Below are 25,846 nucleotides of genomic sequence, written 5' to 3'. Positions count from 1 at the left end.
GGCTGCGGCCTTGGCGCACACTGCCCAGCTGATATTGGCTAGGGAGGACGAAAGGATGTTGGATATTGCCGACTTGCGCCGGGAGTATATCAAGGGCGGTCTGCACCGGGAGGAGTTGCCGGTGGAACCCATCGCCCTGTTCGAGCGTTGGCTCAAGCAGGCCTGTGAGGCGCAGCTGTCAGACCCCACCGCCATGAGCGTGGCCACCGTGGATGCCAGCGGCCAACCCTTTCAGCGCATCGTGCTGCTCAAGCACTATGACAAGCAGGGTTTCGTGTTTTACACCAACCTGGGCAGCCGCAAGGCCCAGCAGATCGCCGGCAATGCCAAGGTCAGTTTGCTGTTCCCCTGGCATACCCTGGAGCGGCAGGTGCATGTCACCGGGGTGGCCGAGCCCCTCACCAGCCTGGAGGTGGTGAAGTACTTCCACTCCCGCCCCAAGGACAGCCAGATCGCCGCCTGGGTCAGCCGTCAGTCCAGCCGGATCTCCGCCCGTGGTCTGCTGGAGGCCAAGTTCATGGAGATGAAGCAGAAATTCGCCAACGGCGAGGTGCCGCTGCCCAGCTTCTGGGGCGGTTACCGGGTGCGTTTCGATTCGGTGGAGTTCTGGCAGGGCGGGGCCCATCGTCTGCACGATCGCTTCCTCTATACCCGGTTGGGTGAAGGCACCGAGGCCTGGCATATCGACCGGCTGGCACCCTAGTCGCAGGCTGCCTGGCCAGGCTCTACACTCAGGGAGCGACACTGATGGCGGAGGCAGCAAGATGGAATGGCAACGCTATGACTATCGGATCAGCACGGAGCCTTCTCGCCTGCAGCGGGAGCTGATCCATGAGCTGTTACGACAGCACTATTGGAGCAAGGATGTCTCGTCGGCCCTGGTGGATAAGGCCATCGCCGGCAGCCTGTGCTTCGGCCTCTATCGGGACGACGCCCAGCTGGGCTTCGCCCGGGTGGTGACGGACAAGGCAACCTTTGCCTATCTCGCCGAGGTATGGCTGGATCCCGAGTTGGAGGAGCCCGCCCTGGGTGAGTGGTTGATCGCCACCGTGCTGTCACACCCGGATCTGCAGGGGCTGCAGCGGGTGCTGCTCTCGGATCCCCAGGTGCATGAGCTGTACCGGCGCCATGGCTTCAATGCCCCGGCCCATCCGGAGCACTGGCTGGAGATCTTCAATCCCGAGCTGTGCCGGGAGGCGCCCCATATACTGCATTGACGCGCGCAGCCGTTTGCATAAAAAAGCGAGGCCCTTGGGCCTCGCTTTTTGCATCTTGCCGAGAGGGGCTGAGCTTATTTCAGATCGTCCACCAGGCCAACTGCGCGGCCGATATAGTTGGCCGGGGTCAGCTGCTTCAGTTCGGCCTTCACCTCGTCCGGCAGGGCCAGGGTGTCGATGAACTGGCGCATGCCATCGGCATCCACCCGGCGGCCGCGGGTCAGCTCCTTCAACTTCTCGTAAGGCTTTTCAATGCCATAGCGGCGCATCACCGTCTGGATGGGCTCGGCCAGCACTTCCCAGTTGCTGTTCAGATCCGCGGCCATGTTGGCTTCGTTGGCCTCCAGCTTGGAGATGCCCTTCAGGCTGGCCTGGTAGGCGATCAGGGAGTAACCCACGGCGACCCCCAGGTTGCGCAGCACGGTACTGTCGGTGAGATCCCGCTGCCAGCGGCTGATAGGCAGCTTGGCGGCCAGGTGGTCAAACAGGGCGTTGGCCAGGCCCAGGTTGCCTTCGGAGTTTTCGAAGTCGATGGGGTTGACCTTGTGGGGCATGGTGGAGGAGCCGATTTCCCCTGCCACGGTGCGCTGCTTGAAGTGACCCAGGCAGATGTAACCCCAGATGTCCCGATCGAAGTCGATGAGGATGGTGTTGAAGCGGGCGATGGCGTCAAACAGCTCGGCGATGTAGTCGTGGGGTTCGATCTGGGTGGTGTAGGGGTTCCAGGTCAGCCCCAGGCTGGTGACAAACTGCTCGGAGAAGGCATGCCAGTCCACGTTCGGGTAGGCGCTGATGTGGGCATTGTAGTTGCCCACGGCACCGTTGATCTTGCCGAGGATCTCCACGGCGGCGATCTGCTTGACCTGCCGCTCCAGCCGATAGGCCACGTTGGCCATCTCCTTGCCCAGGGTGGTGGGGGAGGCGGGCTGGCCGTGGGTGCGGGAGAGCATGGGAATGTCACGGTACTGGTGAGCCAAACGTTTTACTTCGGCCACCAGTTTTTGGCAGACCGGCAGGATCACCTCTTCCCGGGCTGTCTTGAGCATCAGGCCGTGGGAGTTGTTATTGATGTCCTCTGAGGTACAGGCGAAGTGGATGAACTCACTCACCGCCTGGAGCTCGGCACTGTCGGCCACCTTTTCTTTGAGGAAGTACTCCACCGCCTTGACGTCGTGGTTGGTGGTGCGCTCAATGGCCTTGATGCGGGCGGCATCGGCCTCGCTGAAGTTGGCGACGATGGCATCCAGCTGTGCATCGGCCTCGGCCGAGAAGGCTGGCACTTCCGGAATGCCGGCATGACGGGCCAGGTGTTGCAGCCAGCGAACCTCTACCTCGACGCGAAAGCGCAGCAGGCCGAATTCGGAGAAAATGGGCCGCAGGGCGGTGCATTTGTCGCCGTAACGACCATCGATGGGAGAAACTGCAGTCAGGGCTGACAATTCCATGGATAGACTCCTGAAAGTAAGGGGTTAGTGTCGATTGAGCGCGTTGCGGGCGGTTTCCACCAGGCCGCGACGGGCAAAGAGGATGTGGCGGCGACGGCCACCGAGCTGGCGCCACAGCACGCAGGCCCGGATGCCTGCCAGCAGCAGGGCGCGCACCTTGTGCTGCACCACAGGCTGTTGCAGGAACATGGGGGTGCCGGCCACCTGGATCCGCGGCCCCAGGGGGCTGATGATCTCGCTGTAGATGCTGGCCAGGTTGGCCAGCACCGGCTCGTCCAGCAGCTCGAAGTGGTGGCATTGGCGTTTGACCTGGGTGATGCGCTCACCCAGCATGGAGAGCATCTCCTTGCGGGCGGAGAGCTTTCGCTCCAGGGCCACCAGGCTCACCATGTAGCGGGTCAGTTCGGGATCCTTGCGCTCGCCGCTGCCCAGCTGACCGATCAGCGTCTGGTAGCCGTCCTTCAGATCGGGATGGTCGCCGAACACCGCCTCGGGGCGATCCGGATCGGTCACCAGTATGCTGGCCAGCGCCTGGCGCAGGCCGTCGTCGTCACACTGGCCCTGACGGGCGACCTGTTGTACCAGATAGGCCACCTGGCAGATGCCGGCGAAGGCCATGGCGCGTTGGGTTTGCACGTTGCTCATCATGACTCCTGCAACTTGAAGCTTTGCTCGATAACGCCACCGCCCAGGCAGACCTCGCTTTGGTAGAACACGGCCGACTGGCCGGGGGTGACGGCGGCTTGCGGGCTGGCGAAGGTGACGCGGATGCGGTCCTGATCCAGGGGCTCCACCCGGCAGGGGATGTCCTGCTGGCGGTAGCGGGTCTTCACGGTACAGTCGAAGGGGGCCGTGATGGGCTGGCGATCGACCCAGTGCAGCTGGCTGGCCAGCAGGCCATCGGAGTACAGCCGCGGATGGTCATGGCCTTGCGCCACGATCAGGGTGTTGCGCGCCATGTCCTTGTCCACCACGTACCAGGGATTGTCGTCAGAATCCTTGCGCCCGCCGATACCCAGCCCCTTGCGCTGGCCCAGTGTATGGTACATGAGTCCCTGGTGCTCGCCGATGATCTGCCCATCCACCGTCTCGATGGGGCCGGGCTGCGCCGGCAGGTAGCGGGCCAGGAACTCGCGAAACTTGCGCTCGCCGATGAAGCAGATCCCCGTGCTGTCCTTCTTCTTGGCGGTGACCAGTTCCAGCCGTTCGGCAATCTGGCGCACGGCGGGTTTTTCCAGCTCACCCACCGGGAACAGGCTCTGGCCCACCTGCTGGTGGCTCAGGGTATAGAGGAAGTAGCTCTGGTCCTTGTTGCCATCCAGGCCGCGCAGCAGGCGCGGGGTGCCGGTGCTGTCATCCCGCCGCACATAGTGGCCGGTGGCGATGTAATGGGCGCCCAGCTCCTCGGCGGCAAACTCCAAGAAGGCCTTGAACTTGATCTCCTTGTTGCACAGGATGTCCGGGTTCGGGGTGCGCCCGGCCTGATATTCGGCCAGGAAGTGTTCGAATACCTGATCCCAGTACTCGGCAGCAAAGTTGATGGTGTGCAGGGGAATGCCCAGCTTGTCGCAGACCGCCTGGGCATCGGCCAGATCGGCTGCCGCCGTGCAGTAATCCTCGCCGTCATCCTCCTCCCAGTTCTTCATGAACAGGCCCTCTACCTGATAACCCTGCTGTTGCAGCAGGTAGGCGGACACGGAGGAATCGACCCCGCCGGACATGCCGACGATGACCTTGATGTGGCTGTTGTCTGTCATAGGAAGCGTGCTGTGAAAAAAACTGTGCGCATTCTAGCAGAAACCGCTGGCAAGACCCAGAACCAGCTCAGACACCCGTACGGCGGTCTTTCAGGCTGGTCAGCGGCAGACGCACCCCGTCCAAATAATCGTTAAAACACTCCATCACCAGGGGGCTGCGCAGTCGGCGTCCCAGGGCGCGGATCTCCTCCATGGTCAGCCAGTGGCAGGCCAGGATGTCGTTGTCCGGATCCTGCGGGCTGTGCTCGCCCGGTGCCTGGGTCAGCTCGCAATAGAAGCAAAAGCGCAGATAGGTCAGCTTGCGGTAGGGGGTGGAGAACAGGTAGACCCCCACCCAGCCATCCGGGGTCAGGCGCAAACCGGTTTCTTCCAGTACTTCCCGCATGACTGCCTCCACCAGGTTCTCACCGTGCTCCAGGTGGCCGGCTGGTTGATTAAATACATGGCGCCCGTTGCGCTCTTGTTCTTCCACCAGCAGATAGCGATCCTGCCAGCGGATGATGGCGGCGACGGTGACGTTGGGCCTAAAACTCATGTCAGTGTTTTCCATTAGCCTGGCGCCAGGTGGTCCAGGTAACCAGAGCGTCCAGGCAATAAGTGCCGATTTTCGATAACGGATGAGGCGCAAGGTGGGCGCGTCGCCATGGGACTGCGCCGATGAACCTGATGGTTGCGCCCTCCTGCAGGCGGATCTCCAGCCAACGGGTGGCGATTGGCTTGCGTTCACGGATGGGTGGTGCGTGAGGCCAGACGTCGGCGGGTGCCATCAGGCTGACCAGGGCCGGAGCATCCTTCAGGAGAACACCCTGGCGCGAGGCATCCGGAATGCCTTCCACTTGACCCAGCCGATTTGCCTGCTGGGCTGGGCCAGTGCGGCCTGCAGCTTACCATTGTTGTGGAATCGCAAAAGGCCTTCGCTGTCACGATCCCGGCGTCCGGCGGCATAAACCCCGGCTTGGGGAGGCAAGGGGGGCGGGGGCGGGCCTTGAGGGCGAGTCGCTGCGCCACCGACAGTGTGGCGGTGGCGACAGGGATGGACCTGGGCCATGGCGACCAATAGGGGCCTGGGATAAAAATCGGCGCAAACGCAGGCGGAGTGTTAACAAAATGTCCGGCACTGCGATATGGTTGAAGTCGGCATGGGGGTTGTGATTTTGCATCCGTCAGCCAATGGGCTAAGATGGCTCGCGTTTTTAAGGGCTTGCCCGCTTCACATCTGCAATCAGGCCGTTTTTCTTGCTCTTGCTGCTGTCCAATCCACGGCCTGGTGACACTCTGATAACAACCGGAAGTTAGGAGACACCGATGGAAACTAAAGTAGTCGTGCCCGCCACCGGCGAAAAGATTACGCTCGATGCCAATGGCAAGTTGGCCGTACCCAATCATCCCATCATTCCCTTTATCGAAGGGGATGGCATCGGTGTGGATGTGACCCCCGCCATGCTCAAAGTCGTGGATGCGGCGGTGGCCAAGGCCTATGCCGGCCAGCGTCAGATTGCCTGGATGGAAATCTACACCGGGGAAAAATCCACCAAGATCTATGGTGACGACGTCTGGTTGCCCGCCGAAACTTTGGATTTCATCCGTGAATATCACGTGGCCATCAAGGGGCCGCTGACCACGCCGGTGGGTGGCGGTATCCGTTCTCTGAACGTGGCCCTGCGTCAGGAGTTGGATCTGTATGTGTGCCTGCGCCCGGTGCGCTACTACGAAGGCACCCCCAGCCCGGTCAAGCGTCCCGAGCTGACCGACATGGTGATCTTCCGTGAGAATGCCGAAGACATCTATGCCGGTATCGAGTGGAAGGCCGATTCCGCCGAGGCCAAGAAGGTTATCGCTTTCCTGCAAGGCGAGATGGGCGTGAAGAAGATCCGTTTCCCCGACCATTGCGGCATCGGCATCAAGCCCATGTCCGAGGCCGGCACCAAGCGTCTGGTGCGCGCCGCCATGGAATATGCCATCGACAACGATCGTGATTCCGTGACCCTGGTGCACAAGGGCAACATCATGAAGTTCACCGAAGGTGCCTTCAAGGATTGGGGTTACGAGCTGGCCCGTCAGGAGTTTGGTGCCGAGCTGATCGACGGTGGTCCCTGGTGCCAGTTCAAGAACCCCAAGACCGGCAAGCAGATCATCGTCAAGGACGTGATTGCCGACGCCTTCTTGCAACAGATACTGCTGCGTCCGGCCGAGTATGATGTCATCGCCTGTATGAACCTCAACGGCGACTACATCTCCGACGCCCTGGCGGCCCAGGTGGGTGGTATCGGCATCGCCCCCGGTGCCAACATCGGCGATGGCGTGGCACTGTTCGAAGCGACCCATGGCACCGCACCCAAGTATGCCGGTCAGGATAAGGTCAACCCGGGCTCGCTCATTCTCTCCGCCGAGATGATGCTGCGTCACCTGGGCTGGGTGGAAGCGGCGGATCTCATCGTCAAGGGCATGGAAGCGGCCATTCGCAACAAGACGGTGACCTACGATTTCGAGCGTCTGATGGAGGGGGCCACCCTGCGCAAGTGCTCCGAGTTCGCCGACGACATGATCGCCAACATGTAATGGCAGGCCGGTTCGCCGGCCTTCTGAAATGAGAAAAGCGGGCTAAGGCCCGCTTTTCTTCTTGCTGTCTTATATTATCCCGTGCGCTCTTCTTAGAGGTGACTAAGACTCCTGCGCGCCAGTGGGCACTATGCTCACGGCATGGTTTCCCTTGGGACCAGACTGCATTTCAAACATTACGGGTTGCCCTGCTTTAAGGGTCTTGTAGCCATCCATGTCGATGGTGGAGTAGTGAGCAAAGATGTCATCTCCCCCCCCGTCCGGACAGATAAACCCAAATCCCTTTGCGTTGTTGAACCACTTCACCGTTCCGGTAGCCATACTTCTACGTCCTTAGTCAAATTCCACTTAAAGCCGTTGAGTCGGTTTCCATTGCCATTTATAACTGTCTCAAGAGGTTAGACAGAGGGTGTCAATGGTTACCAGTTAACCAATCTAGTATAAATAATCACCGAGTCAAGCAGTTGATCTCCGGGTTGTGGAACCAGCTCTCAGTGATGTTGACAAGTCAAACCGTGCGGGTAGTAATTAAAGACAAGGGGTAGGGAGTCATGAGCAAGATGCAGGAGTCATCGACTTATCAGCCGGCCCAAGCGCAGACTGATTTGGCGTTGCAGCCTCCGTCCATGTACCGGGTAGTGCTGAACAACGATGACTACACCCCCATGGATTTTGTGATTGAAGTGTTGCAGAAGTTTTTTCGCATGGAGTTGGATAAGGCAACCCAAATTATGTTAACGGTTCACTATCACGGTAAGGGGATCTGCGGGATCTTCACCGCCGAGATAGCCGAAACCAAGGTGGCGCAGGTCAATCAGTACGCCCGAGAAAATGAGCATCCACTGCTCTGTACCATGGAAAAGGCCTAGTGCCGGGTCAGAGCCATATCTGTTTTTGGGGAGGTGCCCATGCTGAGTAAGGAACTGGAACAAACCCTCAACTACGCCTTCAAAGAAGCGCGTGACGCCCACCATGAGTTCATGACGGTCGAGCACCTGCTGCTGGCCCTGCTGGACAACCAGTCTGCCAAGGAAGCCTTGCTGGCTTGCGGGGCGGATGTGGAGCAGCTGCGTCAGGAGATCGTCGGATTCATCAACCAGACCACGCCCCTCATCCCCCACGATGATCACGAGCGTGAGACTCAGCCCACCCTGGGCTTTCAGCGGGTGTTGCAGCGGGCTGTGTTCCATGTGCAGTCTTCCGGCCAGGCCGAGGTTTCCGGTGCCAATGTGCTGGTGGCCATCTTCGGCGAGCAGGAGTCTCAGGCGGTCTACTTCCTGAAGAAGACGGATATCAGTCGGCTGGATGTGGTCAACTACCTCTCCCATGGCGTCCGCAAGGATGCCAGCAGCGGTGAGGGCCATGCCGGCATGAGCAGCAGTAGCGAGTCCGAGAGCATGCCCGATGAGGCGGCCGGTTCCATTGAGAACTTCGTGGTTAATCTGAACCAGAAGGTGGTGGAAGGGCGCATCGATCCCCTAATCGGCCGGGAAGATGAGCTCAACCGTACCATCCAGATCCTGTGCCGCCGCCGGAAGAATAATCCTCTGCTGGTGGGGGAGGCCGGGGTTGGCAAGACGGCGATAGCAGAAGGCTTGGCCTATCGTATCGTGCGGCAGGAAGTGCCGGAGGTGATGTTGAACAATGTCATCTATTCCCTCGACATGGGCGCCCTGCTGGCGGGAACCAAGTATCGCGGTGACTTCGAAAAGCGCTTCAAGGTGCTGCTCAAGCAGTTGGAGAAGCAAGAAGGGGCCGTGCTGTTTATCGACGAAATCCACACCATCATAGGGGCCGGTGCCGCCTCCGGTGGCCAGCTGGATGCGGCCAACCTGATCAAGCCCATCTTGTCATCCGGTCAGCTGCGTTGCATCGGTTCCACCACCTATCAGGAATATGCACAGATCTTCGAAAAGGATCATGCCCTGGCACGGCGCTTCCAGAAGGTGGATATCACGGAGCCGTCTGTGGACGATACGGCCCGCATCCTGATGGGGCTCAAGAGTCGCTATGAGGAGCATCACAGCGTGCGCTATACCAGCAAGGCGCTGCGTGCGGCGGCCGAGCTGGCGGCCAAGTACATCAACGAGCGGCACCTGCCGGATAAGGCCATCGATGTGATCGACGAGGCCGGTGCCAGCCAGCGCATGTTGCCGGTCAGCAAGCGCAAGAAGGTGATCAATGTGGGTGAGATCGAAGCCATCGTGGCCAAGATTGCCCGCATCCCGGAAAAATCCGTCTCCTCCTCCGACAAGGAGGTGCTGAAGAACCTGGAGCGCAATCTGAAGATGGTGGTGTTTGGCCAGGACAAGGCCATAGGGGTGCTGACCGATGCCATCCGCCTGAGCCGTTCCGGCCTCGGCAACGAGCACAAGCCAGTGGGCTCCTTCCTGTTTGCCGGCCCCACAGGGGTGGGCAAGACGGAGGTCACCCAGCAGTTGGCCCGACTGCTGGGGGTGGAGCTGCTGCGCTTCGACATGTCCGAATACATGGAGCGCCACACGGTTTCCCGCTTGATCGGCGCCCCTCCCGGCTATGTGGGCTATGAGCAGGGGGGGCTCTTGACCGATGCCGTCCTCAAGCACCCTCACTCTGTGGTGCTGCTGGATGAGATCGAGAAGGCGCACTCCGATGTGTTCAACCTGCTGCTGCAGGTGATGGACAACGGCACCCTGACCGATAACAACGGGCGCAAGGCCGATTTCCGTAACGTCATCCTGGTGATGACCACCAACGCCGGCGTGACGGAGACCCAGCGGCAGTCCATCGGCTTCAAGCAGCAGGATCACAGCTTCGATGCCTTGTCGGAAATCAACCGCACCTTCAGCCCAGAGTTCCGCAATCGCCTGGATCAGATCATCTGGTTCAACCAGCTGGATATGCCGGTGATCCACCAGGTGGTGGACAAGTTCATCGTCGAGCTGCAGGCGCAACTGGATGCCAAGGGTGTCTCCCTGGAGGTGACAGAAGGGGCCCGAGTCTGGCTGGCAGAGAAAGGCTACGATCGCAGCATGGGGGCACGGCCCATGGCGCGGGTCATCCAGGAGAAGCTCAAGAGACCGCTTGCCAACGAGCTGCTGTTTGGCGAGTTGGTGTCAGGGGGGACGGTGCGCGTAGAGCTGCGGGGGGATGAATTGCACCTGGAGTGCACGCCCCATCAGGCGGCCTTGTGTCACTGACGCCCAATAGACAAAGCCCGGCAGATGCCGGGCTTTGCGTCTGGCGAGATCAGCGAGAGCGGAAAACGATGCGGCCCTTGGAGAGATCGTACGGGGTGAGCTGAACGGTGACCTTGTCGCCGGTCAGGATACGAATGTAATTCTTGCGCATCTTGCCTGAGATGTGAGCGGTCACCACATGGCCATTTTCCAGTTCAACGCGGAACATGGTGTTTGGCAGGGTTTCCAGAATGGTACCTTGCATCTCAATACTGTCTTCTTTCGCCATTTAATCCTCGAGATAGCCTCTATAAAAAACGTGCGGATCATGCCGGATTTAGTGGTGAGTGTAAAGTTCACTCAGCAGGACTGGGTGATTTTTTCCACTCCTGCTCAATGAGTTGTTCATGGGGGTGGTATTGCGTTTTGTAATTCATCTTGCGGCACGCCTCTATCTGATACCCCAGGTAGAGCCACTGCTTGTGCATGCGCCGGGCCAGGGCTATCTGGCTGAGAATGGCATAGGTACCCAGTGAGCGGGCGTCTTCATCTGGCTCGAAGAGTGTGTACATGGCGCTTAGGCTGTTGGGCATGGCATCCGTGATGGCCACCGCGATGAGTCGGTGGCCGGCGTGGAACTCCATGAACAGTGGCGGCATCCAGCTGCACAGCAAGAAACCATCGTACTGTTTCCGGCTGGGGGGATACATGGTGCCATCCTTGTGCCGCAGGCTGATGTAACGGCAAAACAGATCATAATATTCCGGTTTATCCTGATGACTCAGGGTAAAGGAGAGATCCTGATTCCGCCGCAGGATACGCCGCTGCCGTCGATCGGGTTCAAACTCATTCACCGGGATCCGCAGGGAGCGGCAGGCCTGGCAGCCTTGGCAGTGGGGACGATAGAGATCGTCGCCGCTGCGGCGAAATCCCGCCTGCAGCAGGTTCTCATAGCTACCGGGGGAGAGCAGGCTGGGATCCAGCAATACCATGAGGCGTTCACGCTCAGCCTCGAGATAGCTGCAGCGCTGCTCCGGGGTCAACCCTACCTTCAGGGCCATTTCTGTCACACTTTTACCTCTTGATGCCGCCAACAGGCGGGGTCTATGACGTCATCCCGGCAGCGGGCCAACTGCTGCACGAAGCGCTCTCTGGGCCACTCTACCACGCCGAGGGTTTCCAAATGACTATTTTGCATCTGGCAGTCTATCAGGCGCCCGCCCCAGGTATGCCAGTGACGACACAGATAATAGAGCGCCAGCTTGGAGGCATTGGCCTCTCGGGAGAACATGGACTCGCCACAGAACAGGCTGCCGATGGCCAAGCCGTAGAGACCCCCGATCAGCTGCTCATCCCGCCAGATCTCCACCGAGTGGGCCAGCCCCAACCGATGCAGTTGCAGGTAGGCCTGTTGCATCTCCGGACTAATCCAGGTGTCTTCCGAGTCTCTTCTTGGGGCGGCACAGGCCTGGATCACCTGAGCAAAGTCGCGATCGAGCCAGCAGCTTACGTCGCCACGTTTGAGTTGTTTGAGCAGCGAACGTGAGCAGTGCATGGCCGTTGGCTCCAGTACGCCACGGGGATCGGGAGACCACCAGAGGAGGGGCTGATGGGGGCCAAACCAGGGAAAGATCCCCTGGCGGTAAGCTAGCAAGATCCGTTGCGGACTCAGATCACCGCCGATAGCCAGCAAGCCATTGGGCTGGTTCATGGCCTGCTCCACCGGGGGAAAGGCCAGCTCGGACTCGTCTAGTTGCACCAGGTCCACGGCGAACTCCATAAGTAGACGACTGCGTAAAGCACACTAACCGAGGTGTAAGCTAAGGTAAACCAGAAACAAAAAGGGTGTGAAGCCAGTCCACACCCTGATGTTCAAAAGAACGTTTTTTAGCCTTGGCCGTCCAGGTAGCGTTCGGCATCCAGGGCCGCCATGCAGCCGGTGCCGGCGGAGGTGATGGCCTGACGATAGATGTGGTCCGCCACATCCCCCGCGGCAAATACCCCAGGGATGCTGGTCTGGGTCGCGAAGCCTTCACTGCCGCCCTTGACCTTGAGATAGCCGTGGTTCATCTCTAGCTGGCCGTCGAACAGGGCAGTATTGGGGCTGTGGCCGATGGCAATGAACACCCCCATGACCTCCAACTGCTCCAGGCTGCCATCTTGCGTGCTCTTGAGCTGCAGCGAGGTGACGCCCATCTCGTCCCCCTGTACCTCCTCCAGGGTGCGGTGCACATGCAGCTTGATGACACCTTGCGCCACCTTGTCCTCCAGACGCTTGAGCAGGATCTTCTCGGCACGGAAGCCATCGCGGCGGTGGATCAGGTGCACCTCGGAGGCGATGTTGGCCAGATAGAGGGCCTCTTCCACCGCCGTGTTACCGCCACCGACCACCGCCACCTTCTGGTTGCGGTAGAAGAAGCCGTCACAGGTGGCACAAGCGGAGACACCGCGCCCCATGAAGTCAGTTTCGGAGGGCAGCCCCAGATAACGGGCGGAGGCACCGGTAGCGATGATCAAGGCATCGCAGCTGTACTCGCCGCTGTCGCCCTTGAGATAGAAGGGCTTTTGGTCCAGCCGCGCTTCTGTGATGTGGTCGAAGAGGATCTCGGTGTCGAAATGTTCGGCATGGGCCTTCATCTTGTCCATCAGGCCCGGACCGGTCAGACCCTCGGCATCGCCCGGCCAGTTTTCGATCTCGGTGGTGGTGGTCAGCTGGCCGCCTTGTTGCATGCCGGTGATCAGCACCGGATTGAGATTGGCGCGGGCAGCATAGACGGCGGCGGTATAACCGGCCGGACCAGACCCCAGGATCAGAAGCTTGGCGTGCTTGATGTGGCTCATGACATTTTCCTTTTCAACGAAGAGACCTGATTGTAGGGAAATGGTCCTGACCGGTAAAGAATAGAGAAGAGATAAAGGTAATCGAAATGTTATATGGCTGTAGAAACGTTATTAAAATGCTATTTTTATGCATCCATATGCATTGATGTCGTTATGGTCACAGGTGTTTTCAGCCTTGCTAAACCACAGGGTGTGCGGCTATTGGCGAGCATGAGGTGAGAATGCTGGCTAAATGCACCATCAAGGGGCTTTATGGCAATATATTTGTCGAGAAAGTGACCGTTTGCCTATGGTCTCCCGCTTTGGGATCACGTAGACTGCCTGATGCAATAGCTATGCGACCAATCTGTATTTTTATTTGGCTGTTTCCGACTTGTCTTTGGCGGTTTGCTGGTTTTTTCAGCTGGTCGGAGTACAAAAATTTGATCTCTGTCGCTGGTTGACAGTTTGGGCGACTGAACTTATAACAATGCGGAGATAAACTCTAAAAGTAAGTCAAAGGATGGAATAACATGCTGGAAGAGAACAGTAGACTGAGGGAGCTGGACAGGATAGATCGCAACATTCTTAACGAGCTGCAAAAGGATGGCCGCATCTCGAATGTTGAACTGTCAAAACGGGTAGGACTCAGCCCTACACCCTGCTTGGAGCGGGTTCGTCGCCTGGAGCGCCAGGGCTTTATCGAAGGCTACACCGCCATCCTCAATCCCCACTACCTGGATGCTTCCCTGCTGGTGTTTGTTGAGATCACCCTGAACCGTGGTGCGCCGGACGTGTTCGAGCAATTTAACAAGGCGGTGCAGACCCTGGAGGAGATCCAGGAGTGCCATCTGGTTTCAGGTGACTTCGATTATCTGCTCAAGACCCGGGTTTCCGACATGTCCGCCTATCGTCGTCTGCTGGGGGAAACCCTGCTGCGCCTGCCGGGGGTAAACGACACCCGTACCTACGTGGTGATGGAAGAGGTCAAGCAGACCAATCGGTTGGTGATCAACAACCGTTGAGCTGCATTGTTTGGCTAATGTCACAGGTTGGAGTCAAATGAGCGGCTTTGCCGCTCATTTCCTATTTGTACACCAGCAAGTCCCTCCGGGTATAATGGCGCCCAATTTTGCAGGCCCCGGCCTGCCGTTTCCGTAAGTCGTGCATCAAGGAGTCGGGTTTGACCGAGAGGAAGTTCACTCCCATTTCAGGTTTACAGCGCATTTTTGAAACCGGACTCATAGTCCTGAGCCTGGGGGCATTGTTCCTGCTGCTGGCCCTGCTGACCTATCACCCATCCGATCCGGGCTGGTCGCAAACCGCCTGGGGGGGCAAGATCCACAATTCCGCCGGCGCCGCCGGTGCCTGGGCGGCCGATCTCTGCTTCTTCGTCTTCGGGATCTTTGCCTACCTGTTGCCGGCCCTGCTGGTGTTCATCGGCTGGAGCATCTTCTGGCGCCCCTATCGGCTGACCAGTGTCAACTACTTCACCCTGGGGTTGCGCCTGGTGGGGTTCCTGGTGCTCTATCTGGGGTTGGCCGGCCTGGGCAGCATGCATTTCCCGGACATCCACAGTTTCAGCTGTGGCGGGCTGGTGGGGGATATGCTCAGCACCCAATTGCATCCTCTGTTCGGCGATTTGGGCACGACGCTGGTGCTCTTGTGTGCCTCGGCCACCGGCATCACCCTGTTTACCGGCTGGTCCTGGCTGATGATCGCCGAGTACCTGGGCTTGGCGGTCACCGGCAGCCTGCAACTCTTCACCCAGCCGGGGGAGGTGCTGCGTCGACTGTTCCGCCGCCCGGTTCCGGTTGACGGGCCTGAGCACTATTTTGACGAGGATGAGGAAGATGAGGAGGCACTGACCTCGGCCCCTCGTCGTGCCGAGGTACCGGCGAAGCCCAGTCCCCGTTTTGCGCCGCCCAAGCGGGCCGCCGTGCCCGAGCCCACCGTCGAACTGAGCGATGACGACGATGACGATGACTGGGAGCCGGCTATCGATCTGGGCGCCTTGCAGGAGACGCCTCGGCCCACACCGGCCCCGGCACGGCCACAAGCCAAGGCGGCCGAGATGGACTTCACCCCTGTTGTGGGCCTGTCGGTCAGCGACGAGGATGACGATGAGTTGAGTCTGCCCTGGGGGACGGACGGTGACGAATCGGTCGCTGCCAGCCAGCCGGCCAGTGCGGTTAGCCCCACTCCGGTGCCGACCATACCCAAACCCAGACCCAAGCCGGTGGGTACCTTACCCTCGGTCAATCTGCTGGACACCCCGCCGGTGCGCCAGAGCATGATGAGCCCGGATGAGCTGGATCGCATCGCCCGCCTGGTGGAAGCCAAGCTGGCGGATTACAACGTGCAGGCCAAGGTGGTGGGTGTCTATCCCGGGCCCGTGATCACCCGGTTCGAGCTGGAGCTGGCGCCGGGCATGAAGGCCAGCAAGATCACCGGCCTGTCCCGGGATCTGGCCCGTTCCCTGTCGGCGGTGAGCGTGCGGGTGGTGGAGGTGATCCCCGGCAAGCCCTATGTGGGGCTGGAGCTGCCCAACCGCCATCGTCAGACCGTCTACCTCAAGGAGGTGTTCGACTCCGAGCGCTTCCGGCAGTCCGACAACCCCCTGACCATGGTGCTGGGACAGGACATCGCCGGGGAGTCCGTGGTGGTGAACCTGGCCAAGATGCCCCACGTGCTGGTGGCCGGTACCACAGGCTCCGGCAAGTCCGTGGGGGTCAACGTCATGATCCTCTCCATGCTCTACAAGGCCACGCCGGAGCAGGTGCGCTTCATCATGATCGACCCCAAGATGCTGGAGCTGTCGGTCTATGAGGGCATTCCGCACCTGTTGACCGAGGTGGTGACCGACATGAAGGACGCCGCCAACGCCCTGCGCTGGTGTGTCGGGGAGATGGAGCGGCGCTACAAGCTGATGTCGGCCATGGGGGTGCGTAACCTCAAGGGCTTCAACGCCAAGGTGGCGGCGGCCCAGGCCAGCGGCAATCCCATCAAGGATCCCTTCTGGCGGCCCGGTGACTCCTTTGACGAGGAGGCGCCGGACCTGGAAACCCTGCCGAGCATAGTGGTGATCATCGACGAATTCGCCGACATGATGATGATCGTCGGCAAGAAGGTGGAGGAGCTCATCGCCCGCATCGCCCAGAAGGCGCGGGCGGCCGGCATTCACCTGATACTGGCGACCCAGCGGCCGTCGGTGGACGTGATCACCGGCCTCATCAAGGCCAACATCCCCACCCGGGTGTCGTTCCAGGTCTCTTCCAAGATCGACTCACGGACCATCCTCGACCAACCAGGGGCCGAATCCCTGCTGGGGATGGGGGACATGCTCTACCTGCCGGCCGGTGACAGCACGCCGACCCGGGTGCACGGGGCCTTCGTGGAGGATCACGAGGTGCACAAGGTGGTGGCCGACTGGAAGCTCAGAGGCGAGCCCAACTACATCGACGAGATCCTGAACGGTGAGGTGACGGCAGAAAATCTGCTGCCCGGTGAGCAACCGGATCTCAACGGCGAGGATCTGGACCCCCTGTTTGACGAGGCGGTGGCCTTCGTGGTGGAGTCTCGCCGCGGCTCCACCTCCAGCGTGCAACGGCGTTTCAAGATAGGCTATAACCGTGCGGCCCGTCTGGTGGACCAGATGGAAGCCCAGGGAATCGTGAGTCCACCCGGCTCCAACGGCCAGCGGGAAGTGCTGGCTCCGGCGCCCATGAGAGATTAAGCATGAAGAAGACAGTTCGCTGGTTGACCGCTACGCTGCTTGCCGCCTATCTGCTGCCCGCCTGGGCCGATGATGCCCAGGCGCTCAAGGCCTTGCTGGGGCAGGTGAAGCAGTTCTCGGCACACTTCCAACAGCAGGTGTTCGACGTGGAGGGGCAACCCTTGCAGCAAGCCAGTGGCGAGCTGCTGGTGTCCCGCCCGGATCGCTTCCGTTGGGAGACCAAGAGCCCGGACGAGAGTCTGATCCTCTCCGATGGCAAGTCGGTCTGGTTTTACGATCCCTTCGTGGAGCAGGTCTCCATCACCAAGTTGGCCGATGCGGTGGTCAATACCCCTTTCCTGCTCATCTCCAGCACGGATCCCAGCCTGTGGGCCCGCTACGATGTGCTGAAGGAGGAGAACGCCTTTACCGTGACCAGTAAGCAGAAGGGCCAGCGCATCGAGTCGTTGCGCCTCATCTTTGGCCAGAACGGTCAGCTGAGTCGCTTCGAAGTCAATGAGACCCAGGGCCAGCGCAGCGAATTCGAACTGAGCCAGTACAACGCCCAGCCGGCGGTGCCGGCCAGCAGTTTCCGCTTTGAGGTGCCCAAGGGCGTCACGGTGGACGACCAACGCTGATGGGCAATCTCAGCCTGGATTTCGCCCCGGATTTTCGGCCTTTGGCGGCCCGGATGCGGCCCCAACGGCTGGAGCAATACATAGGCCAGTCCCACCTGCTGGGACCGGACAAGCCACTGCGCCGCGCCCTGGAGGCCGGCCAGTGTCACTCCATGATCCTGTGGGGGCCGCCTGGCACGGGTAAGACCACGCTGGCGGAGCTGATGGCCCTGTGCTGTCAGGCTGAGGTGGAACGGATCTCGGCTGTGACCTCCGGGGTCAAGGAGATCCGTGCCGCCATCGAACGGGCCAAGGACAACCAGTACCGGGGCCGCCGCACCCTGCTGTTTGTGGATGAGGTGCACCGCTTCAACAAGAGCCAGCAGGATGCCTTCCTGCCCCACATCGAGGACGGCACCATACTGTTTGTCGGTGCCACCACCGAAAATCCCTCTTTCGAACTGAACAATGCACTGCTCTCCCGGGCCCGGGTCTATCTGCTCAAGCGGCTGACCGACGAGGAGATAGGTGCCGTGATCCAGCAGGCCCTCACCGATGAGCGCGGCTTGGCGGGGCAGGGGCTCGACTTTGCCCCCGGCGCCCTGGAAGGGCTGGTGAGGCTGGTGGACGGCGATGCCCGCCGGGCCCTCAACTACCTGGAGCTGCTGGCCGATCTGGCGGTGGAGCAGGGTGGCAAGAAGCTCATAGACCCAGATCTGCTGGCGGCGGTGAGCGGTGAGCGGGTGGCGCGCTTCGATAAGGGGGGCGATCTCTATTACGATCTGATCTCGGCCCTGCACAAGTCCATCCGTGGCTCGGATCCCCAGGCGGGCCTCTACTGGTATGCCCGCATCGTCGCCGCCGGCGGTGATCCCCTGTATGTGGCGCGGCGCCTGCTGGCCATCGCCTCCGAGGATGTGGGCAACGCCGATCCCAAGGCCATGCAGGTGGCCCTGGCGGCCTGGGACTGCTTCGAGCGGGTGGGGCCGGCCGAAGGGGAGCGGGCCATCGCCCAGGCGGTGGTCTATCTGGCCTGCGCCCCCAAGAGCAATGCCCTGTATCTAGCCTGGAAGGCGGCGCTCAAGGATGCCAGGGAGTTGCCGGATTTCGAGGTGCCGCCGCACCTGCGCAATGCCCCCACCAAGCTGCTGGCGGAGTTGGGTTATGGCGCCGAGTACCGCTATGCCCACGACGAGCCCGGTGCCTATGCCGCCGGCGAGTGTTATCTGCCGCCGGCGTTGGCCGAGCGGCGCTACTATGAACCCTCCGAGCGCGGGCTGGAGAAGCAGATCCGCCAGAAGCTGGACTACCTGGCCCAGTTGGACGCACAGAGCGGCCTCCAGCGCTATCCCGGTGGAAAATAGCGGTTTTTCTCATTACAAGCCGGGGTGGCTTTGCTAGACTGTGCCCCATTTATGGGCGGCTTGACCGCCCGGGCCCTTGGCTCACCCCATAGAAGTCCTTTTGTCTAAGACGAGCAGGTTATCATGCTAGATCCCAAATATTTGCGTGCCGATATCGACGAGGCCGCCCAACGACTGGCCCAGCGCGGCTATCCCCTGGATGTGGCCAAGTTCAACGCCCTGGAAGAGCAGCGCAAGGCGCTGCAAACCCGGACCCAGGAGCTGCAGGCTGAGCGCAACGCCCGCTCCAAGGCCATCGGCGAGGCCAAGCGGCGCGGCGAGGATGCCGCCCCTCTGATGGCCCAGGTGGGATCCCTGGGGGCCGAACTGGATAGCTGCAAGCAGCAGCAGGATGCGGTGCTGGCGGAGATCGAAGCCCTGGCGCTGACCATCCCCAACCTGCCCCACGAGAGCGTGCCGGTGGGCCGGGACGAAAGCGAAAACCTGGAAGTCCGCCGTTGGGGCACCCCCCGCAGCTTCGACTTCGAGGTGAAGGATCACGTGGCCCTGGGCGAGGGGCTCAAGGGGCTGGATTTCGAGGCCGCCACCAAGCTCTCCGGCGCCCGCTTCGTGGTGATGCAGGGGCAGATCGCCCGGCTGCACCGCGCCCTGGCGCAGTTCATGCTGGACCTGCACACCCAGGAACACGGCTACACCGAGTGCTACGTGCCCTACCTGGTGAATGCCACCAGCCTGCAAGGCACCGGCCAGCTGCCCAAGTTCGCCGAGGATCTGTTCCACACCGCCATCAATGGGGAAGGCGATGAGGAGGGCAAGGTGCGCCGCTTCTCCCTGATCCCCACCGCCGAGGTGCCGCTGACCAACCTGGGTCGCGACGTGATCTTCGACGAGAAGGCCCTGCCGGTGAAGATGACCGCCCACAGCCCCTGTTTCCGCTCCGAAGCCGGCTCCTACGGCCGGGACACCCGCGGCCTCATCCGCATGCACCAGTTCGACAAGGTGGAGATGGTCCAGCTGGCCCACCCGGAGCAGAGCTGGGATGCCCTGGAGGAGATGGTCGGTCACGCCGAGAAGGTGCTGCAGCGTCTGGAGCTGCCTTATCGCGTGGTGGCCCTGTGCACCGGCGACATGGGCTTTAGCGCCGCCAAGACCTACGATCTGGAGGTTTGGTTGCCGGCGCAGAACACCTATCGGGAGATCTCCTCCTGCTCCAACTGCACCGACTTCCAGGCCCGCCGCATGCAGGCACGGGTGCGGGGCGCCGATGGCAAGCCCATGTTGCTGCACACCCTGAACGGCTCCGGCCTGGCGGTGGGCCGGACCCTGGTGGCCGTGCTGGAGAACCATCAGCAGGCGGATGGCCGCATCGCCGTGCCCGCCGTGCTGCAGCCCTACCTGGGCGGCCTGACCCACATCGGCTAAGGTCGAGACGGTTGGCGAAGGGGCCGGACACAGTCGTGTCCGGCCCCTTTTTGCTGGCCGGCCGCCGGGTAACTTTTGCAAGCAATCGGAAATCGTTTTTGCTAGAATGCGCCGCACTTTTCCTACTCCAGCGGAGCGCTTGTGGTCTGGGTTGATTACGCCATCTTGGCAGTGATAGCTCTGTCTTCTCTCATCAGTCTGATCCGCGGCTTTGTCAAGGAAGCCTTGTCCCTGGCGACCTGGTTTGTGGCCTTCTTCATCGCCAGTCATTTCTATGCCGATCTGGCGGTTTACTTCACCTCGCTGCAAGAAGAGCTGCTGCGCAACGGTGTGGCCATCATAGCCCTGTTTGTGGCCACCCTGATCCTGGGCGGGATCGTCAACTACCTCATCTCCACCCTGGTGGACAAGACGGGCCTGTCCGGTACGGATCGCCTGCTGGGCATCTGTTTTGGGGCCATCCGTGGCGTGCTGATCGTCAGCGCCCTACTCTTTTTCATGGACACCTTCACCTCTGCCAGTCAGAGCGTCTGGTGGCAACAGTCAACATTAATCCCGGAATTTGGCGTCGTGGTGAGCTGGTTTTTCGAGTTCATGAAGTCGTCGTCGAGTTTCATCAAGTAACGTTAGAGCCTAAAGGAACATCAAGACATGTGTGGTATCGTCGGTATTGTTGGCACCACTTCGGTCAATCAGGCGTTGTATGACGCCCTGACCGTGTTGCAGCACCGTGGCCAAGATGCGGCTGGCATCGTGACCATCGCAGATGGTACGTTCAAGCAGCGCAAGGCCAATGGTTTGGTTAAGGACGTGTTTGAAACCCGCCACATGCAGCGGCTCAAGGGCAACATCGGCATCGGCCATGTGCGCTATCCCACCGCCGGCAGCTCCAGCGCCGCCGAGGCCCAGCCCTTCTATGTCAATTCTCCCTTCGGCATTGCCTTGGCCCACAACGGTAACCTTACCAACGCCAAGGACCTGCGGGAACAGCAGTGCAAGGTGGCGCGCCGGCACATCAACACCACCTCTGATTCTGAGGTGTTGTTAAACGTTTTCGCTCACGAGCTGGATCTGTTGCTGCACGATCAGTCTCATCTGCAGCCGGCTGAGATCTTCGCCGCCATCCAGCAGGTGCATAAGCAGATCCGTGGCGCCTATGCGGTGGTGTCCGTGATCATTGAGCATGGCCTGGTGGCCTTCCGCGATCCCAATGGCATCCGTCCCCTGGTGATCGGCCGTCGCCTGAGTGAGGAGGGCGGCATCGAGTACATGGTGGCCTCCGAGAGCGTGGCCCTGAACGTGCTGGGGTTCGATCTGATGCGGGATGTGGAACCCGGTGAAGCTGTCTACATCACCGAAGCCGGCCAGCTGTTCACTCAGCAGTGCGCTCAGGATGCCAAGCTGTGTCCCTGCATCTTCGAATACGTCTACTTCGCCCGGCCTGACTCCTTCATCAACCAGGTCTCCGTGTATGCCGCCCGGGTGCACATGGGGCAGAAGCTGGGTGAGAAGATCAAGCGCGAGTGGGAAGATCTGGACATCGATGTGGTGATCCCCATCCCTGAGACCTCCAACGACATAGCGCTGGAGATCGCTCAGCGTCTGGGCCTGCCCTATCGCCAGGGCTTCGTGAAGAACCGCTACATAGGTCGGACCTTCATCATGCCAGGGCAGAAGCAGCGCAAGAAGTCGGTGCGCAGCAAGCTCAATGCCATCAGCTCCGAGTTCAAGGGCAAGAAGGTGCTGCTGGTGGATGACAGCATAGTGCGGGGTACCACCTCAGGCCAGATCATCGACATGGCCCGGGAAGCCGGCGCCGCCAAGGTGTACTTCGCCTCTGCGGCCCCGGAAATTCGCTTCCCCAACGTCTATGGCATCGACATGCCCACCGCCAACGAGCTGATCGCCCATGGCCGGGATGTGGAGGAGATCTGCAAGCTCATCGGCGCCGACGGTCTGATCTTCCAGGACCTCAAGGATCTGGAAGAGGCGGTGCGCGAAGGCAATCCGGCCATCAGCCAGTTTGAAACCTCGGTGTTTAACGGTCAGTACGTGACCCAGGACGTGGATCAGAACTACCTGGACTTCCTCAACAACCTGCGCAGCGACGATGCCAAGGCGGTGCGCGCCTGGGGGGAAGGGGTGGCCGATCTGGAGCTGTATAACGGCGAGAACTGAGTTCGTCCCGTTAGCCCTCATCAACAGGCTTGCCGTGCTGGCAAGCCTGTTTTTTTATGGGCGCCTCGGCAAAAAAAAACCGACGCCATTGCGTCGGTTTTTTTCAGAGGGTTACTTGGGCTCACCGATGGGCAGCACGCTGCGGCCGAATTTTTCGTTCAGCACGTCGCCCATGGCCAGATAGATGGCGGAGGCGCCACAGAGGATGCCCTCGAAGCCGGCCAGGGTGCCCAGGGCCTCGTTACCGGTGAAGTCCTTGAGGGCCAGCAGGAAGAAGAGCACCACCAGGGAGCCGAACACGAACTGCAGCGCCTTGGGACCCTTCAGGGTGCCGAAGAACATGAACAGGGTGAAGATGCCCCACATCAGCAGGTAGCAACCCATGGCCGCGGCATCGGCCGCCTCGGCCCAACCCAGCTTGGGCAGCACCAGCAGGGCCACCAGGCTCAGCCAGAAGAAGCCGTAGGAGGTAAAGGCGGTCAGGCCGAAGGTGTTGCCCTTCTTGAATTCCAGAATACCGGCGATGACCTGGGCGGCACCGCCGTAGGCCAGCCCCATGGCCAGTATCATGGCGCTCAGGCTGATGAAGCCGGCGTTATGGATGTTGAGCAGCACTGTGGTCATGCCGAAGCCCATCAGGCCCAGGGGCGCCGGGTTGGCCAGGTTTCCGTTCACGATATGTTCTCCAGATACAAAGAAGACAGGCCAAGGCCTGTCATGATTGGGGTAATTCGGCGGCGATTCTAGAGAGGGCCGGCAGGGCACGCAAGAGGGGGTGAAAAAAAGAGTCGTTAAGCGGGAAAAGGCAGGCTCGGCCTGCCTTTTCTGCGGTTATTTGACCTCGTTACCGCTGGTCTGCCCCTTGGCAAAACTGTCCAGGTTACTGAGGGTGGTATGGGCGATGGCCAGCAGGGCCTCACGGGTCAGGAAGGCCTGGTGACCGGTGAACAAGACGTTGTGGCAGGCGGACAGGCGGCGGAAGGTATCGTCGGTGATCACCTCGTTGGACTTGTCCTCGAAGAACAGCTCTTCCTCTTCTTCATACACATCCAGCCCCAGGGCGCCTATCTTGCCTTGCTTGAGGGCGTCAATGGCTGCGACTGAGTCCAGCAAGCCGCCCCGGCTGGTGTTGATGATCATCACCCCGGGCTTCATCTTGGCGAACGCCTCGGCGTTGAGCAGGTGATAGTTTTCCTTGAACAGGGGGCAGTGCAGGCTGATGACATCGGCTTGGCGCAGCAGGGTATCGACGTCCACGTATTCGGCCCCCAGCTCGATGGCGGCGGGATTGGTGTAAGGGTCGCTCACCAGCAACTTCATGCCGAAGCCCTTGAGGATCCGCAGGGTGGCAATGCCGATCTTGCCGGTGCCTATGACGCCGGCGGTCTTACCGTGCATGTTGAAGCCCACCAGGCCGTCCAGGGCGAAATTGGCATCCCGGGTGCGCTGATAGGCCTTATGGATGCGGCGGTTCAGGGTCATCATCAGCCCGATGGCGTGTTCGGCCACCGCCTCGGGGGAGTAGGCCGGTACCCGTACCACCTCCAGCCCCAGTCGTTGTGCCGTCACCAGATCCACATTGTTGTAGCCGGCGCAGCGCATGGCGATGATGCGGGTGCCATTGGCGGCGAGATCCTCAAGCACCTCGGCATCCAGATCGTCGTTCACGAAGGCACAGACGGCATCGTAGCCATGGGCCAGTCGGGCGGTCTTGGGCTCCAGGCGGACGTCAAAATAGTCGATGTGGAATTGGTAGTCCCGATTGGCTTGATGGAAATAGTCACGATCGTAGGCTTTGCAACTGAACAGAGCGATTTTCATAGGGCTGACCTCATTGATAACCTGTAATTAAATTACAACTTTGCGTTAAAAAGTCCAGCCTAAAGTGTCAGGCAGGGGGGAGATGGTGCTCATTGTGGTCCTTGATCGAACGGCAATCAGCTAAATTGTAATTTAATTTCACTCTCGGGGTGCCGGCGGCTAAAAAAACCGCTGTACAAAAAATAGTTGACCACTGTTTATGAGTACAGTACTGTTTGCACATACAGTATCGCTGTAACCAATTCAGGATGAAACGGAGGTGGCTATGGGTGTCTTTGTCAACGGTATGTATGTGGGCCATGAGATCTATCCTGGTGTGTATGCCGAAGAGCGCACCGGCCCCAGCTGGATGATCCGCAAGGAAAACGAGTGTGGTTGGCCTTGCCGGGTCGGGGAGATCAAGGGCGCCGATCTGGGTGAGTTCCTGGCCTGCAACTGTCTGGGCAAGGAGCGGGGGCGGGCCAGCAGCCTCAAGACGGCGGTGCGTTACCTGCTGAACTAACGACAACGGGGCGCCGTGGCGCCCCGTCTCGACGGTGTGACTTTCAGTTAAACCCAGGAGACCTTGATGGGGTTTTTGCCACCCTCCCAGCTGACGTGCTTGGGCAGCAGCAGGGTCAGGTATTGTGGCATCTCCTCCTGGGGGGTGTTGGCCTTGTAGTTGCGGCTCAGCCAGGAGACCTTGATCTGTGGCGCCGTGTTGCGCCATGTCACGTGGCGCTGGGCCGCCGGTTCCTCCTTGGCCTGCTGCAGGGCGGCGACGGTTTGCCGGATGGCATCCGCGGCTGCCTTGGCGACGACCCAGGGGAAGTGCTGTATCGGGCGCAACAGACGCCAGCTCACCTGCCGTCCCCGTTTGAGGGCCGCTTCATCCACCATGGCGGTTTCCATGGTGATCTGGCGCTTGGCGATACCGCTGAGCACCCACACCATCTTGTATTGACCCTCGGTGTGTTCGGTATTTTGTTCTTGCATGACAACCCCCTATGACGACAACCCCAGTGTATGGCCTTCTGCTGCGGCGCTTGCTTTGTAATAGTGTGTGATCCCGTGCCGTGATGGCGAGCAAGTTGCCTGATATCTGGCCTGGCCGGGCGAACCCCGTGCCTGTTAACAGTATATGCATGCCCCTCCGGATGCGAAGCGTCAGGCAATTGGATTTGCATTCATGTCGCAAAAAAGCCGATGATGTGCCTCCTTTTTCATCAACCGGATCACATACATGGCGCTTAAGGCCACCATCTTCAAAGTCAATCTCAATGTGGCGGACACGGATCGCGGCGTCTATCTGCAGTGCCCCTTGACCCTGGCCCGCCATCCGTCGGAGACAGATGAGCGTATGATGGTGCGGCTGTTGGCCTGGGCCCTCAATGCCGATGAGCGGCTGGAGTTCACCAAGGGACTCTGTGCCGACGATGAGCCTGAGCTGTGGCTGAAGTCCTATGCCGGGGAGATTGACCACTGGATCGAGGTGGGGCTGCCGGATGAGCGTCGGCTGAAGAAGGCCTGTCATCGCGCCAAGCAGGTGACCCTCTATGCCTATGGCGGCCGGGCGGTATCGGTCTGGTGGCAGCAAAACGGTCAGGCCCTGCAGCGCTATGACAACCTCACCATCATAGAGCTGGCCAGCGACGCCACCCAGCAGCTGGCGGCCGCGGCGGCGCGGGCCATGGAGTGTCAGGTGACCATCACGGATGGCGATGTCTGGTTCAGTTGTGGCGACACCAACCTGCAACTGGCCTGGACTCAGCGCCATCCGGCATGAGATGACGG

26 protein-coding genes are annotated in these 25,846 nt (G+C 60.5%); 14 read left to right on the top strand and 12 right to left on the bottom strand.

Annotated elements, in window-relative coordinates:
• Positions 1 to 55 precede the first annotated feature (55 nt).
• A complete protein-coding gene (pdxH, locus tag ABHF91_RS10645; RefSeq protein WP_409420271.1) occupies positions 56 to 703 on the top strand; it encodes a pyridoxamine 5'-phosphate oxidase in 648 nt (215 codons plus the stop codon).
• 61 nt (positions 704 to 764) lie between these two features.
• Complete coding sequence (locus tag ABHF91_RS10640; protein ID WP_409420270.1) at positions 765 to 1,217, top strand: GNAT family N-acetyltransferase; 453 nt, start codon at positions 765 to 767, stop codon at positions 1,215 to 1,217.
• Between the two features lie 74 nt (positions 1,218 to 1,291).
• On the opposite strand, the gene purB is transcribed toward ABHF91_RS10640, so the two are convergent.
• The 4 genes from purB to ABHF91_RS10620 all read right to left on the bottom strand — a co-directional run bounded on the left by purB (position 1,292) and on the right by ABHF91_RS10620 (position 4,954).
• Positions 1,292 to 2,662: an adenylosuccinate lyase gene (purB, locus tag ABHF91_RS10635; protein ID WP_409420269.1), complete on the bottom strand. Its 1,371-nt coding sequence runs from the start codon at positions 2,660 to 2,662 to the stop codon at positions 1,292 to 1,294.
• A gap of 24 nt (positions 2,663 to 2,686) precedes the next feature.
• Positions 2,687 to 3,307 (bottom strand): high frequency lysogenization protein HflD, encoded by a 621-nt coding sequence (gene hflD, locus ABHF91_RS10630; RefSeq protein WP_409420268.1) that lies wholly within the window; start codon positions 3,305 to 3,307, stop codon positions 2,687 to 2,689.
• Positions 3,307 to 4,419 (bottom strand): tRNA 2-thiouridine(34) synthase MnmA, encoded by a 1,113-nt coding sequence (gene mnmA, locus ABHF91_RS10625; protein WP_409420267.1) that lies wholly within the window; start codon positions 4,417 to 4,419, stop codon positions 3,307 to 3,309. The genes hflD and mnmA overlap by 1 nt, the downstream gene beginning before the upstream one ends.
• Before the next feature lie 67 nt (positions 4,420 to 4,486).
• Complete coding sequence (locus tag ABHF91_RS10620; protein ID WP_409420266.1) at positions 4,487 to 4,954, bottom strand: NUDIX hydrolase; 468 nt, start codon at positions 4,952 to 4,954, stop codon at positions 4,487 to 4,489.
• 770 nt (positions 4,955 to 5,724) lie between these two features.
• Here ABHF91_RS10620 and icd point away from each other — a divergent pair.
• Positions 5,725 to 6,978, top strand: a complete 1,254-nt coding sequence (gene icd / locus ABHF91_RS10615; protein ID WP_409420265.1) for an NADP-dependent isocitrate dehydrogenase — start codon at positions 5,725 to 5,727, stop codon at positions 6,976 to 6,978.
• Between the two features lie 102 nt (positions 6,979 to 7,080).
• Here the strand turns inward: icd and cspD are convergent, their stop codons facing one another.
• Positions 7,081 to 7,299, bottom strand: coding sequence for a cold shock domain-containing protein CspD (gene cspD, locus ABHF91_RS10610; protein ID WP_409420264.1), 219 nt, complete (start codon positions 7,297 to 7,299; stop codon positions 7,081 to 7,083).
• Positions 7,300 to 7,529: 230 nt separating this feature from the next.
• Here cspD and clpS point away from each other — a divergent pair, with 230 nt between their 5' ends.
• Entirely contained in the window at positions 7,530 to 7,847 is a 318-nt protein-coding gene (gene clpS / locus ABHF91_RS10605; RefSeq protein WP_409420263.1) for an ATP-dependent Clp protease adapter ClpS, read from the top strand.
• Positions 7,848 to 7,886: 39 nt separating this feature from the next.
• Positions 7,887 to 10,157: an ATP-dependent Clp protease ATP-binding subunit ClpA gene (clpA, locus tag ABHF91_RS10600; protein ID WP_409420262.1), complete on the top strand. Its 2,271-nt coding sequence runs from the start codon at positions 7,887 to 7,889 to the stop codon at positions 10,155 to 10,157.
• Between the two features lie 49 nt (positions 10,158 to 10,206).
• On the opposite strand, the gene infA is transcribed toward clpA, so the two are convergent.
• The 4 genes from infA to trxB form a co-directional block, all read right to left on the bottom strand.
• Positions 10,207 to 10,425 (bottom strand): translation initiation factor IF-1, encoded by a 219-nt coding sequence (gene infA / locus ABHF91_RS10595; protein ID WP_014291892.1) that lies wholly within the window; start codon positions 10,423 to 10,425, stop codon positions 10,207 to 10,209.
• 67 nt (positions 10,426 to 10,492) lie between these two features.
• Positions 10,493 to 11,197 carry an arginyltransferase gene (locus ABHF91_RS10590; RefSeq protein WP_409420261.1) on the bottom strand — a complete coding sequence of 235 codons (705 nt, stop codon included), beginning with the start codon at positions 11,195 to 11,197 and terminating at the stop codon, positions 10,493 to 10,495.
• A 5-nt stretch (positions 11,198 to 11,202) separates the two neighbouring features.
• The gene (aat, locus tag ABHF91_RS10585; RefSeq protein WP_409423107.1) at positions 11,203 to 11,847 is read right to left on the bottom strand and encodes a leucyl/phenylalanyl-tRNA--protein transferase; all 645 of its coding nucleotides are present in this window, start codon (positions 11,845 to 11,847) and stop codon (positions 11,203 to 11,205) included.
• A gap of 176 nt (positions 11,848 to 12,023) precedes the next feature.
• Positions 12,024 to 12,977 (bottom strand): thioredoxin-disulfide reductase, encoded by a 954-nt coding sequence (trxB, locus tag ABHF91_RS10580; protein ID WP_409420260.1) that lies wholly within the window; start codon positions 12,975 to 12,977, stop codon positions 12,024 to 12,026.
• Positions 12,978 to 13,489: 512 nt separating this feature from the next.
• Here trxB and lrp point away from each other — a divergent pair.
• From lrp to purF, 7 genes are all read left to right on the top strand, one after another.
• Positions 13,490 to 13,981: a leucine-responsive transcriptional regulator Lrp gene (gene lrp, locus ABHF91_RS10575; RefSeq protein WP_345014248.1), complete on the top strand. Its 492-nt coding sequence runs from the start codon at positions 13,490 to 13,492 to the stop codon at positions 13,979 to 13,981.
• 158 nt (positions 13,982 to 14,139) lie between these two features.
• The gene (locus tag ABHF91_RS10570; RefSeq protein ID WP_409420259.1) at positions 14,140 to 16,692 is read left to right on the top strand and encodes a DNA translocase FtsK 4TM domain-containing protein; all 2,553 of its coding nucleotides are present in this window, start codon (positions 14,140 to 14,142) and stop codon (positions 16,690 to 16,692) included.
• Positions 16,693 to 16,694: 2 nt separating this feature from the next.
• The gene (gene lolA, locus ABHF91_RS10565; protein WP_409420258.1) at positions 16,695 to 17,309 is read left to right on the top strand and encodes an outer membrane lipoprotein chaperone LolA; all 615 of its coding nucleotides are present in this window, start codon (positions 16,695 to 16,697) and stop codon (positions 17,307 to 17,309) included.
• On the top strand, positions 17,309 to 18,652 hold the full coding sequence (locus ABHF91_RS10560; RefSeq protein WP_409420257.1) for a replication-associated recombination protein A: 1,344 nt from the start codon (positions 17,309 to 17,311) through the stop codon (positions 18,650 to 18,652). The genes lolA and ABHF91_RS10560 overlap by 1 nt, the downstream gene beginning before the upstream one ends.
• 123 nt (positions 18,653 to 18,775) lie before the next feature.
• A complete protein-coding gene (gene serS / locus ABHF91_RS10555) occupies positions 18,776 to 20,074 on the top strand; it encodes a serine--tRNA ligase (RefSeq protein WP_409420256.1) in 1,299 nt (432 codons plus the stop codon).
• A gap of 141 nt (positions 20,075 to 20,215) precedes the next feature.
• Positions 20,216 to 20,698: a CvpA family protein gene (locus tag ABHF91_RS10550; RefSeq protein WP_409420255.1), complete on the top strand. Its 483-nt coding sequence runs from the start codon at positions 20,216 to 20,218 to the stop codon at positions 20,696 to 20,698.
• Between the two features lie 27 nt (positions 20,699 to 20,725).
• Complete coding sequence (gene purF, locus ABHF91_RS10545) at positions 20,726 to 22,252, top strand: amidophosphoribosyltransferase (protein WP_409420254.1); 1,527 nt, start codon at positions 20,726 to 20,728, stop codon at positions 22,250 to 22,252.
• Between the two features lie 111 nt (positions 22,253 to 22,363).
• On the opposite strand, the gene satP is transcribed toward purF, so the two are convergent.
• Both satP and ABHF91_RS10535 read right to left on the bottom strand, forming a co-directional pair.
• On the bottom strand, positions 22,364 to 22,927 hold the full coding sequence (gene satP, locus ABHF91_RS10540; protein ID WP_409420253.1) for an acetate uptake transporter: 564 nt from the start codon (positions 22,925 to 22,927) through the stop codon (positions 22,364 to 22,366).
• A 156-nt stretch (positions 22,928 to 23,083) separates the two neighbouring features.
• On the bottom strand, positions 23,084 to 24,073 hold the full coding sequence (locus ABHF91_RS10535; RefSeq protein ID WP_409420252.1) for a 2-hydroxyacid dehydrogenase: 990 nt from the start codon (positions 24,071 to 24,073) through the stop codon (positions 23,084 to 23,086).
• A 265-nt stretch (positions 24,074 to 24,338) separates the two neighbouring features.
• On the opposite strand from ABHF91_RS10535, the gene ABHF91_RS10530 reads away from it, so the two are divergent.
• Positions 24,339 to 24,575 carry a hypothetical protein gene (locus ABHF91_RS10530; protein WP_409420251.1) on the top strand — a complete coding sequence of 79 codons (237 nt, stop codon included), beginning with the start codon at positions 24,339 to 24,341 and terminating at the stop codon, positions 24,573 to 24,575.
• A gap of 47 nt (positions 24,576 to 24,622) precedes the next feature.
• Here ABHF91_RS10530 and ABHF91_RS10525 read toward each other — a convergent pair whose 3' ends face one another.
• A complete protein-coding gene (locus ABHF91_RS10525; protein ID WP_409420250.1) occupies positions 24,623 to 25,048 on the bottom strand; it encodes a hypothetical protein in 426 nt (141 codons plus the stop codon).
• A 247-nt stretch (positions 25,049 to 25,295) separates the two neighbouring features.
• Here ABHF91_RS10525 and ABHF91_RS10520 point away from each other — a divergent pair, with 247 nt between their 5' ends.
• The gene (locus ABHF91_RS10520; protein ID WP_409420249.1) at positions 25,296 to 25,838 is read left to right on the top strand and encodes a YaeQ family protein; all 543 of its coding nucleotides are present in this window, start codon (positions 25,296 to 25,298) and stop codon (positions 25,836 to 25,838) included.
• Positions 25,839 to 25,846: the final 8 nt, after the last annotated feature.

The sequence above is a fragment of the Pseudaeromonas aegiceratis genome, from assembly GCF_046254905.1.
Classification (GTDB): Bacteria; Pseudomonadota; Gammaproteobacteria; order Enterobacterales; family Aeromonadaceae; genus Pseudaeromonas; species Pseudaeromonas aegiceratis.
The sequence above is the reverse complement of the archived record's forward strand: the minus strand, read 5'-3'. Positions and strand labels throughout refer to the sequence as shown.

Bases quoted from the DNA above. Each gene is read 5' to 3' on its own strand.
- ABHF91_RS10535 (WP_409420252.1), bottom strand. From the start codon at position 24,073: ATGAAAATCGCTCTGTTCAGTTGCAAAGCCTACGATCGTGACTATTTC.
- clpS (WP_409420263.1), top strand. From the start codon at position 7,530: ATGAGCAAGATGCAGGAGTCATCGACTTATCAGCCGGCCCAAGCGCAG.
- ABHF91_RS10525 (WP_409420250.1), bottom strand. From the start codon at position 25,048: ATGCAAGAACAAAATACCGAACACACCGAGGGTCAATACAAGATGGTG.
- trxB (WP_409420260.1), bottom strand. From the start codon at position 12,977: ATGAGCCACATCAAGCACGCCAAGCTTCTGATCCTGGGGTCTGGTCCG.
- purB (WP_409420269.1), bottom strand. From the start codon at position 2,662: ATGGAATTGTCAGCCCTGACTGCAGTTTCTCCCATCGATGGTCGTTAC.
- ABHF91_RS10640 (WP_409420270.1), top strand. From the start codon at position 765: ATGGAATGGCAACGCTATGACTATCGGATCAGCACGGAGCCTTCTCGC.
- clpA (WP_409420262.1), top strand. From the start codon at position 7,887: ATGCTGAGTAAGGAACTGGAACAAACCCTCAACTACGCCTTCAAAGAA.
- ABHF91_RS10590 (WP_409420261.1), bottom strand. From the start codon at position 11,197: ATGGCCCTGAAGGTAGGGTTGACCCCGGAGCAGCGCTGCAGCTATCTC.
- purF (WP_409420254.1), top strand. From the start codon at position 20,726: ATGTGTGGTATCGTCGGTATTGTTGGCACCACTTCGGTCAATCAGGCG.
- cspD (WP_409420264.1), bottom strand. From the start codon at position 7,299: ATGGCTACCGGAACGGTGAAGTGGTTCAACAACGCAAAGGGATTTGGG.
- lolA (WP_409420258.1), top strand. From the start codon at position 16,695: ATGAAGAAGACAGTTCGCTGGTTGACCGCTACGCTGCTTGCCGCCTAT.
- serS (WP_409420256.1), top strand. From the start codon at position 18,776: ATGCTAGATCCCAAATATTTGCGTGCCGATATCGACGAGGCCGCCCAA.
- mnmA (WP_409420267.1), bottom strand. From the start codon at position 4,419: ATGACAGACAACAGCCACATCAAGGTCATCGTCGGCATGTCCGGCGGG.
- ABHF91_RS10530 (WP_409420251.1), top strand. From the start codon at position 24,339: ATGGGTGTCTTTGTCAACGGTATGTATGTGGGCCATGAGATCTATCCT.
- ABHF91_RS10520 (WP_409420249.1), top strand. From the start codon at position 25,296: ATGGCGCTTAAGGCCACCATCTTCAAAGTCAATCTCAATGTGGCGGAC.
- hflD (WP_409420268.1), bottom strand. From the start codon at position 3,307: ATGAGCAACGTGCAAACCCAACGCGCCATGGCCTTCGCCGGCATCTGC.
- ABHF91_RS10560 (WP_409420257.1), top strand. From the start codon at position 17,309: ATGGGCAATCTCAGCCTGGATTTCGCCCCGGATTTTCGGCCTTTGGCG.
- icd (WP_409420265.1), top strand. From the start codon at position 5,725: ATGGAAACTAAAGTAGTCGTGCCCGCCACCGGCGAAAAGATTACGCTC.
- infA (WP_014291892.1), bottom strand. From the start codon at position 10,425: ATGGCGAAAGAAGACAGTATTGAGATGCAAGGTACCATTCTGGAAACC.
- pdxH (WP_409420271.1), top strand. From the start codon at position 56: ATGTTGGATATTGCCGACTTGCGCCGGGAGTATATCAAGGGCGGTCTG.
- lrp (WP_345014248.1), top strand. From the start codon at position 13,490: ATGCTGGAAGAGAACAGTAGACTGAGGGAGCTGGACAGGATAGATCGC.
- aat (WP_409423107.1), bottom strand. From the start codon at position 11,847: ATGAACCAGCCCAATGGCTTGCTGGCTATCGGCGGTGATCTGAGTCCG.
- ABHF91_RS10620 (WP_409420266.1), bottom strand. From the start codon at position 4,954: ATGAGTTTTAGGCCCAACGTCACCGTCGCCGCCATCATCCGCTGGCAG.